We start from the raw sequence: 252 nt of genomic DNA, 5'->3' as shown, positions 1-252 counted from the left end.
CTCGCGGCGTCGCCCGACTATCTGGCACGGCATCCGGCTCCCGAGTGTGTGGAAGACCTCGTCGGTCACACATGTGTGCTTCTGAGCACGGTCGATTACGCGCCGGACGAATGGCATCTGCAAGGCAGAGCAGGCGAGGCGGTGTATCGTCCAACGGGATCGCACTTCAGTGTGAATGACATGGATGCGATGTCCACGGTACTGCGGGAGGGCGCGGGAATTGGATTGATCGCTGCCTTCTCGGCAATCGAC

Annotated in this window: 1 protein-coding gene; it reads left to right on the top strand. The window is 61.1% G+C overall.

Features of this window, described 5'->3' with window-relative positions; all coding sequences use genetic code 11:
- On the top strand, nucleotides 1-252 hold a 252-nt coding region (locus SB771_RS35895), incomplete at both ends, for a LysR substrate-binding domain-containing protein (protein WP_410722152.1).

The organism is Burkholderia sp. SIMBA_051, assembly GCF_046534915.1.
GTDB lineage: Bacteria > Pseudomonadota > Gammaproteobacteria > Burkholderiales > Burkholderiaceae > Burkholderia > Burkholderia ambifaria.
This window is presented reverse-complemented; position numbering and strand designations above follow the sequence as displayed.